This is a genomic window from Faecalibacillus sp. TM498 (genome assembly GCF_020589955.1).
GTDB lineage: Bacteria > Bacillota_I > Bacilli_A > Erysipelotrichales > Coprobacillaceae > Faecalibacillus > Faecalibacillus intestinalis.
The window spans coordinates 43973-50862 of record NZ_JAJDKB010000016.1 but is presented as its reverse complement, the minus strand read 5'-3'; the positions used below and the strand labels follow the sequence as shown (position 1 = coordinate 50862).

Sequence of the window (6890 nt, the reverse complement as noted above, 5' to 3'; positions counted from 1 at the left end):
AGCAACTGACTTGTAATCAGTAGGTTGAGGGTTCAAGTCCTTTAGCCGGCACCATGATGGAGAGGTAGCGAAGTGGCTAAACGCGGCTGACTGTAACTCAGTTCCTTTTGGTTCGGTGGTTCGAATCCACTCCTCTCCACCATCTATCTAATGAATGGGGTATAGCCAAGCGGTAAGGCAACAGACTTTGACTCTGTCATTGCGCTGGTTCGAATCCAGCTACCCCAGCCATAAGGTATGACCCGCTAGCTCAGTTGGTAGAGCATCTGACTTTTAATCAGAGGGTCAGGCGTTCGAGTCGCCTGCGGGTCACCATTTAACTGAATAAGCCCAGGTGGCGAAATTGGTAGACGCACAGGACTTAAAATCCTGCGGACCTTAAAATCCGTGCCGGTTCGACTCCGGCCCTGGGCACCATTCAATGCGGGTGTAGTTCAATGGTAGAACTTCAGCCTTCCAAGCTGACTACGTGGGTTCGATTCCCATCACCCGCTCCATGAAGGAGCTAACACACTTACCATGTAAGTGTTTTTTTATCTATTAAGAATTTGGATGCGTCAGAAAAAACACAGGCAAGGGTGTTTCTGGCAGCGATAAAAAGAAGATTCAAAAGGGATCTGTCTTTAATAAAATAACCTCTTAGATGTTTTGGAATAGTAAAGACGATATGACGATGCTTGGCATCGAGTGCGATAGAGGAAATATGAGCAGCACGTAATTTAGCCTCTTTGGTACCACAAGAAGTACAGAGCTTGGAGTTACATTTGTGAGGAACGATAGATTCGTTACCGCAATGAGGGCAGACAAAAAGATCATAACCAAGATAGATGAAACCACAAAGAATAGTTTTCTGGATGGTATCATAGGTAACGTTTCTGATCTTACCTCTATTATAAAGAGAGCGGATATAGTTGATATTGTCATTAAAGATATAGGAAAAAGATTTCTTGCCTTTGATCTTATCGACATGATTAAAATTGTATAAAGCAAGGCAGTCAGCATAGTTAGTATCATCAATCATAAAATCACCAACTAACATTTTAAAGAAAAAGGTAATAATCTTTAAAGATTATTACCATTTGGACAAAATTTATTTTGTCCCTTTTTTATCCATTTAAGAGGTGGGATTTGAATATATTTTTGAAGGAGAAGAATGAGATAATACAATTTTTTATTATATTTTATTAATCTTCTCCTTTTTTTGGTTAAAGAATCTTCTTGGAAATGTACAAGACATATTTGAGGAAAAAGCGCATAACATAAAAGAATTTGTAGATCTTTTGAAGTGAGATTATATTCATTGATTATCTGTTCTAATTGATTGATTGTGATTGTATTGTTTAGATATAAATAGAAAATATCATGAATGTATAAATTGAGGTTTATATTCTCTATAAGATAAACATCTTCATATGAATGAATATTTTTATGTTGATAGGAGAGGTTAATGGCTGTTGTGGACAAGAAATAATGATTTAAAAGTTCGATAGAAAGCTGACAAAGAGTAAATAGAGAATAATAGATGATCTGATATTCTAGGGAATTTAAAGGTGTATAGATAAGAATAGATTCATAATATTGAATCCATTCTTTTTTTATTTCTTTTATTGTTTTTGTTTCTTGAGGGATGAGTGATAGAGAAATGATTTTTTGGATATCTAGAGGAATGCTTTGTACTTGATAAAGGATGTATCCTTGAGAGTTTTTTTGTTGGTAAATATTATTAATGATTTTAAAGGGATTGATTTGAAGTAAAGAAATGTATTTTTGATAATATAAAGGAAAAGGTTTATTTGTTAAATAATAATGTTCATCTTCATAAGTAAATGAAAATTGATCTTCTAAAGGGAGATGATAATATGTTTTTAAAATACTTAATTTTGATACCATGAGGGAACCTCACCTTCAATGACTTCATAAACAAGAGGAATTGTATAATTTTCTTTAAAATGTTCATGATATAAGGGAACAAGAATTTGTAAAACAATTGTAACATTTAAATCAATAGAGATAGCAAGATGATTGATCCCATAATTTTTAATTTTTTTATCAATATTTGAAGAAGTTAAGGAGAGTGTTTTATATTTAATGGAAAAAGATGGACCTCGATCTTGTAAGAAAATATTATTGGTAAGAGAACCGATAGGTATACGTGCAACAATACCTTTTTGTTGATTGATTTTTAAGAGTTTTTTATTGTATGGAGAATGATTGTTTTCTTGGTAAGAGCCTTCTTCAAGCTTTAAAAGAGTTTCTTCAAGATTATGGATGTAATTAGAGGCAATATCATTGATATAATTCATTTGAAAACTGATGGAATTATTTTCTTTTTTATAGAGTTTATGTGTATCTATTTTTTGAGTAAATGAAGTATGATTGATAAGTATCTGAATAAATTGATTTATTTCTTTACTGGCGATATTTTCAATTCTAGGGGTCATACGATTTGAAAAAAGATAAGCACATATAAAAAGTGAAAGCATAATTAAAATATATTTTCCTTTTTTCATCATATCACCATTATAAAATATGTAAAAAAAAAGAAAGTAGAACAAATCTACTTTCTTTGATTTTAATAACCAGGTTTACCTAATAATTTGAACATATTTTTCTTATAAACTTCAACACCAGGTTGGTTGAATGGGTTTACTCCTAAGAAGTAAACTGACATTGCACATGACATTTCGAAGAAATAAACCATGTAACCAAATCCATAAGCATCCATTTTATCTAATGAAATAATGATGTTTGGTACATTACCAGTATTAACATGAGCATCGATTGTACCTTCACAAGCTCTTTTGTTAACATAATCAACTGATTTTCCAGCTAAGTAATTTAAACCATCTAAATCATCTGGATCACTTGGGATAATCATATCATTTTGTGGATTTTTAACTTCGAAGATTGTTTCATATAAAACTTTAGAACCTTCTTGGATGAATTGTCCTAATGAATGTAAATCTGTAGAGAATACAGCGCTATGAGGTAAGATACCTTTATTTTCTTTACCTTCTGATTCCCCATATAATTGTTTCCACCATTCAGCAACGTTATTTAATTGTAATTCATAAGTTACAAACATTTCTGCTGAATATCCAGCTTTATTTAATAATTGTCTTGCTACACCATAACGATAAGCATCATTTGTTTCAATGTTTGCATCGTTATATTTAACCATTGCATCTTTAGCACCTTTTAACATTTCATCAATGTCGATACCAGCCATAGCGATAGGGAATAAACCTACAGCAGTTAATACTGAATAACGTCCACCGATATCATCAGGTACAACGAATGTTACATAACCTTCATCAGTAGCTAATTTTTTAAGAGCACCTTTTTCTCTATCAGTAGTAGCTACGATTCTTTCACGAGCTCCTTCTTTACCATATTTCTTTTCACACATTTCTTTGAAGATTCTGAAAGAAATAGATGTTTCAGTTGTTGTTCCTGATTTAGAAATAACATTGATAGCGAAATCTTTGTCTTCAATATATTTAGCAACTTGATGAATATAATTTGAAGAGAAAGTATTTCCTACATAGATGATTTCAACTTTATCATCTGAATATAAACCATTGATTGCTTCAATAGCAGCACGTGCTCCTAAATAAGATCCCCCGATACCGCATACTAATAATACGTCTACTTTTTCTCTTAATTTAGCAGCAGTTTCTTTCATTAATTGAACTTCTTCTTTGTCATAGTTTTCTGGTAATTCAACCCAACCAAGGAAATCGTTACCAGCACCTGTTTTGTTTCGAATCATATCATGAATTTCTGCTACTTTTTCTTTGTATGATCCTAAATCTTCAGCTAATTTTGCTTTTGATAAATCTAATGTGATCATTTAGTTTTCCTCCATTACACCTTGTTTTAACCATTCTTCCATTGCTTGAGCTAAAGGTAAAAAACCTTTAGGTGTTTCTACAATTGGTTTTCGTGGATTTTTATAGACGAGTTTCTTGTCTTTTCTTCGAAAACGATTGTCAACAGCTTTCAAGCTTAATTTGGCGTGATTGCTAGAATGATCAAAATCAATGACTTTTACTTTCACAATATCATTAATATGCACATAACTGGCAATACTTTTAACGAATTTATCTGATATTTCTGAGATATGAATCAATCCTGTTGAATTATCAGGTAAAAGAGCAAAAGCACCATAAGGTTGAATACCGGTTATTTTAACATCAATGATATCCCCTCGTTTGATGAGTTTTGTCATTTGATTTCACTCCTTGCGGCACTATTATAGCACAATTTAAGCATATGTGTTGTATTTAATAAGGAAAAAATATAAAATATGGTAGGATTTATATGATATACTTAATAAGTAAAAAAGGAGTTTGCAAAAATGGAAAATATTGAAGAACAAATAAAAAATGTCATTCATAAATTAAGACCTTATTTACAAAGAGATGGTGGAGATATTGAATACGTAGATTTTAAAGATGGTATTGTTTATGTAAGAATGCTTGGAGCATGTGCTGGATGTACCATGATTGATGACACTTTAAAAGATGGTGTTGAACAAATCTTAATGGAAGAAGTTCCTGGTGTTTTAGAAGTACAAAATATTTCTAGTGCATTATAGTATAAATTTCTTGCATTTATAGAGAGTTTGTAATATTATGTTTTAGTCATTGGAGATATCATAAATTTTATTCGATTTCACAAACTTATTTTAGGTGATGAAAGTGAATGAAAGAAAACAACAACAAATCAAAATTGCTCATATTTTGAAAGATCTTGGTTTGGAAGATGATCTCATAGAGAAAATGACATCATTAAAAAAAGAAGAATATCAATAAAATAAAAAGGACTCTTATTAAGAACCATGAGATGAAGATCGATGAAGTGGTGGCAACCCTATATGTTAGAAGGTGCCTTTACTGAGCAAGTTTATTCTTGAACAATAAGAGAAAGCTTCCTAACGGCTTTCTCTTTAGGAAACTTTTTTATTTGTTATTTAAGGAGGAAGAAAATGAAAGAAAGAATTTTATTTACGTCAGAATCTGTATCAGAAGGACATCCTGATAAAGTATGTGATCAAATCAGTGATGCCATCTTAGATGAATGTTTTAAACAAGATCCTAACTCACGTGTTGCTTGTGAATGTTTTGCGACAACAAACTTAGTTGTCATTGGTGGAGAAATTACTACAAATGCGAAAGTAGATTATGAAGCTGTGGCAAGAAATGTTTTAAAAGAAATCGGCTATGATGATGAAGCTAAAGGAATGGATTATAAAACATGTAAGATTGAAGTTGTCATGGATAGTCAATCAAGTGATATTGCTCTTGGAACAAATGAAGAAGTTGGTGGAGCAGGAGATCAAGGTATTATGTTTGGTTATGCGACAAAAGAAACAGAAGGGTATATGCCTCTTGCTATTTCAATTGCGCATCATTTAGTTCGTTACGCTTCAACTTTAAGACATGATGGAACCTTTAAATGGGCTAGACCTGATATGAAAGCACAAGTGACAATTGATTATACAGATGAAAAACCAGTAATTGATACTATTTTAATGTCCATTCAACATGATGATGATTTTGATGAAGCAGAATTTAAAAAATTTGTTAAAGAAAACATTATGGATGCCGTTGTTAAAAAATATGATATGAATACAGATTATCGTGTTTTAATCAATCCTACAGGACGTTTTGTTATTGGTGGTCCTCATGGAGATACAGGTCTTACTGGAAGAAAGATCATTGTTGATACATATGGTGGATATGCACGTCATGGAGGAGGAGCTTTCTCTGGAAAAGATCCAACAAAAGTAGACCGTTCTGCTGCTTATATGGCACGTTATATTGCTAAAAACGTTGTTGCGGCCAATATGTGTGATGAACTTGAAATCCAATTATCTTATGCAATTGGTGTAAAAGAACCAACATCTATTTATATTGATACAAAAGGAACTGAAAAAGTACCTCATGATGTGATTCTTGAAGCAATTAAACAAGAATTTGATTTAACACCAGCAGGAATTATTCATACCTTAAATTTAAGAACACCAATTTATAAAAAGACAGCTTCTTATGGACACTTTGGTAGACCTGAAGCAAATTTACCTTGGGAACAATTAGATAAGGTAGAAAATTTAAAAAAATATATGTAGAAAAAGGCTCATGAATTGAGCTTTTTTTATTATGTGTATTTTTTAAGCAGGATAAAAAAGCATATTAAAGTAGGAATTTAGAAAAGTTTATAGTATAATATAGTTATCAAAAAGGAGGAATTAATTATGAAAATTACATTAAGAGGAAAGAACATTGAAATTACTGAAGCAATTGAAGAAAAAGTCAGTGAAAAATTATCAAAATTAGACAAATACTTCATTGTAAGTGAAAATGTTGAAGCCAAAGTACTTGTAAGAACTTATCCTTACGGACAAAAAATTGAAGTGACAATTCCTACTGAATATGTACTTTTAAGAGCAGAAGTTGTGGATCAAGATTTATACAATGCAATTGACTTAGTTATCGACAAATTAGAAGGTCAAATTAGAAAGTATAAAACTAGATTAAACAGAAAATCTAAAGATAATAAACTTGCATTCAATTTAGCATCAATTGAACCTTTAGAAGAGGAAGAAGAAGACGTATTAGTAAAAACAAAAACAATTACTCCAAAACCAATGGATATGGAAGAAGCAATTATGCAAATGGAATTAATTGGACATTCATTCTTCGTATATCGTGATACTGAAACAGATGCTATTAGTATTGTATACCGTCGTAATGATGGAGATTACGGGCTTATCGAAACTGAATAGGTATGATGTAAAAACACTAACCAACTATAATAGGTTAGTGTTTTTTGAGACAAATTTGAAACAAATTTGAGACAAAATAGCTCAAGAAATGATGTATAAT

General features: G+C 31.6%; 8 protein-coding genes, 5 tRNA genes and 1 riboswitch. Of the genes, 8 read left to right on the top strand and 5 right to left on the bottom strand.

The annotated features are described in order from the left end of the window. The first annotated feature begins 58 nt into the window (after window positions 1-58). From LJD32_RS06960 to LJD32_RS06940, 5 genes are all read left to right on the top strand, one after another. Window positions 59-142: transfer RNA gene (locus LJD32_RS06960), tRNA-Tyr, on the top strand. A 13-nt stretch (window positions 143-155) separates the two neighbouring features. After that, window positions 156-231 (top strand) — tRNA-Gln (locus LJD32_RS06955). A gap of 8 nt (window positions 232-239) precedes the next feature. Then, a tRNA-Lys gene (locus tag LJD32_RS06950) sits at window positions 240-315 on the top strand. Window positions 316-328: 13 nt separating this feature from the next. Then, window positions 329-417: transfer RNA gene (locus tag LJD32_RS06945), tRNA-Leu, on the top strand. 6 nt (window positions 418-423) lie between these two features. Beyond that, a tRNA-Gly gene (locus tag LJD32_RS06940) sits at window positions 424-497 on the top strand. A 17-nt stretch (window positions 498-514) separates the two neighbouring features. Here the strand turns inward: LJD32_RS06940 and LJD32_RS06935 are convergent. The 5 genes from LJD32_RS06935 to LJD32_RS06915 all read right to left on the bottom strand — a co-directional run bounded on the left by LJD32_RS06935 (window position 515) and on the right by LJD32_RS06915 (window position 4231). Further along, complete coding sequence (locus LJD32_RS06935; protein WP_227392022.1) at window positions 515-1021, bottom strand: transposase zinc-binding domain-containing protein; 507 nt, start codon at window positions 1019-1021, stop codon at window positions 515-517. A gap of 41 nt (window positions 1022-1062) precedes the next feature. Beyond that, window positions 1063-1890, bottom strand: coding sequence for a hypothetical protein (locus LJD32_RS06930; RefSeq protein WP_227392021.1), 828 nt, complete (start codon window positions 1888-1890; stop codon window positions 1063-1065). Further along, the gene (locus tag LJD32_RS06925; protein WP_032091418.1) at window positions 1875-2510 is read right to left on the bottom strand and encodes a sporulation protein YunB; all 636 of its coding nucleotides are present in this window, start codon (window positions 2508-2510) and stop codon (window positions 1875-1877) included. Before LJD32_RS06925 ends, LJD32_RS06930 begins: the two co-directional genes overlap by 16 nt. 62 nt (window positions 2511-2572) lie before the next feature. Next, the gene (locus tag LJD32_RS06920; RefSeq protein ID WP_022001227.1) at window positions 2573-3853 is read right to left on the bottom strand and encodes a glucose-6-phosphate isomerase; all 1281 of its coding nucleotides are present in this window, start codon (window positions 3851-3853) and stop codon (window positions 2573-2575) included. Beyond that, window positions 3854-4231, bottom strand: coding sequence for a S1 RNA-binding domain-containing protein (locus LJD32_RS06915; protein WP_022001228.1), 378 nt, complete (start codon window positions 4229-4231; stop codon window positions 3854-3856). It abuts the gene before it with no gap. A gap of 129 nt (window positions 4232-4360) precedes the next feature. Between LJD32_RS06915 and LJD32_RS06910 the strand changes: the two genes are divergently transcribed. The 3 genes from LJD32_RS06910 to hpf all read left to right on the top strand — a co-directional run bounded on the left by LJD32_RS06910 (window position 4361) and on the right by hpf (window position 6790). Further along, window positions 4361-4600, top strand: coding sequence for a NifU family protein (locus LJD32_RS06910; RefSeq protein ID WP_032091417.1), 240 nt, complete (start codon window positions 4361-4363; stop codon window positions 4598-4600). 228 nt (window positions 4601-4828) lie between these two features. Next, window positions 4829-4928, top strand: a riboswitch (SAM riboswitch). Window positions 4929-4990: 62 nt separating this feature from the next. Continuing rightward, a complete protein-coding gene (gene metK / locus LJD32_RS06905; protein ID WP_032091416.1) occupies window positions 4991-6133 on the top strand; it encodes a methionine adenosyltransferase in 1143 nt (380 codons plus the stop codon). A 126-nt stretch (window positions 6134-6259) separates the two neighbouring features. Then, window positions 6260-6790: a ribosome hibernation-promoting factor, HPF/YfiA family gene (hpf, locus tag LJD32_RS06900; protein ID WP_147579962.1), complete on the top strand. Its 531-nt coding sequence runs from the start codon at window positions 6260-6262 to the stop codon at window positions 6788-6790. The last annotated feature ends 100 nt before the right edge of the window (window positions 6791-6890 follow it).

Coding starts and splice junctions, on each gene's coding strand:
- metK (WP_032091416.1), top strand. CDS start 4,991: ATGAAAGAAAGAATTTTATTTACGTCAGAATCTGTATCAGAAGGACAT.
- LJD32_RS06935 (WP_227392022.1), bottom strand. CDS start 1,021: ATGATTGATGATACTAACTATGCTGACTGCCTTGCTTTATACAATTTT.
- LJD32_RS06910 (WP_032091417.1), top strand. CDS start 4,361: ATGGAAAATATTGAAGAACAAATAAAAAATGTCATTCATAAATTAAGA.
- LJD32_RS06920 (WP_022001227.1), bottom strand. CDS start 3,853: ATGATCACATTAGATTTATCAAAAGCAAAATTAGCTGAAGATTTAGGA.
- LJD32_RS06925 (WP_032091418.1), bottom strand. CDS start 2,510: ATGAAAAAAGGAAAATATATTTTAATTATGCTTTCACTTTTTATATGT.
- hpf (WP_147579962.1), top strand. CDS start 6,260: ATGAAAATTACATTAAGAGGAAAGAACATTGAAATTACTGAAGCAATT.
- LJD32_RS06930 (WP_227392021.1), bottom strand. CDS start 1,890: ATGGTATCAAAATTAAGTATTTTAAAAACATATTATCATCTCCCTTTA.
- LJD32_RS06915 (WP_022001228.1), bottom strand. CDS start 4,231: ATGACAAAACTCATCAAACGAGGGGATATCATTGATGTTAAAATAACC.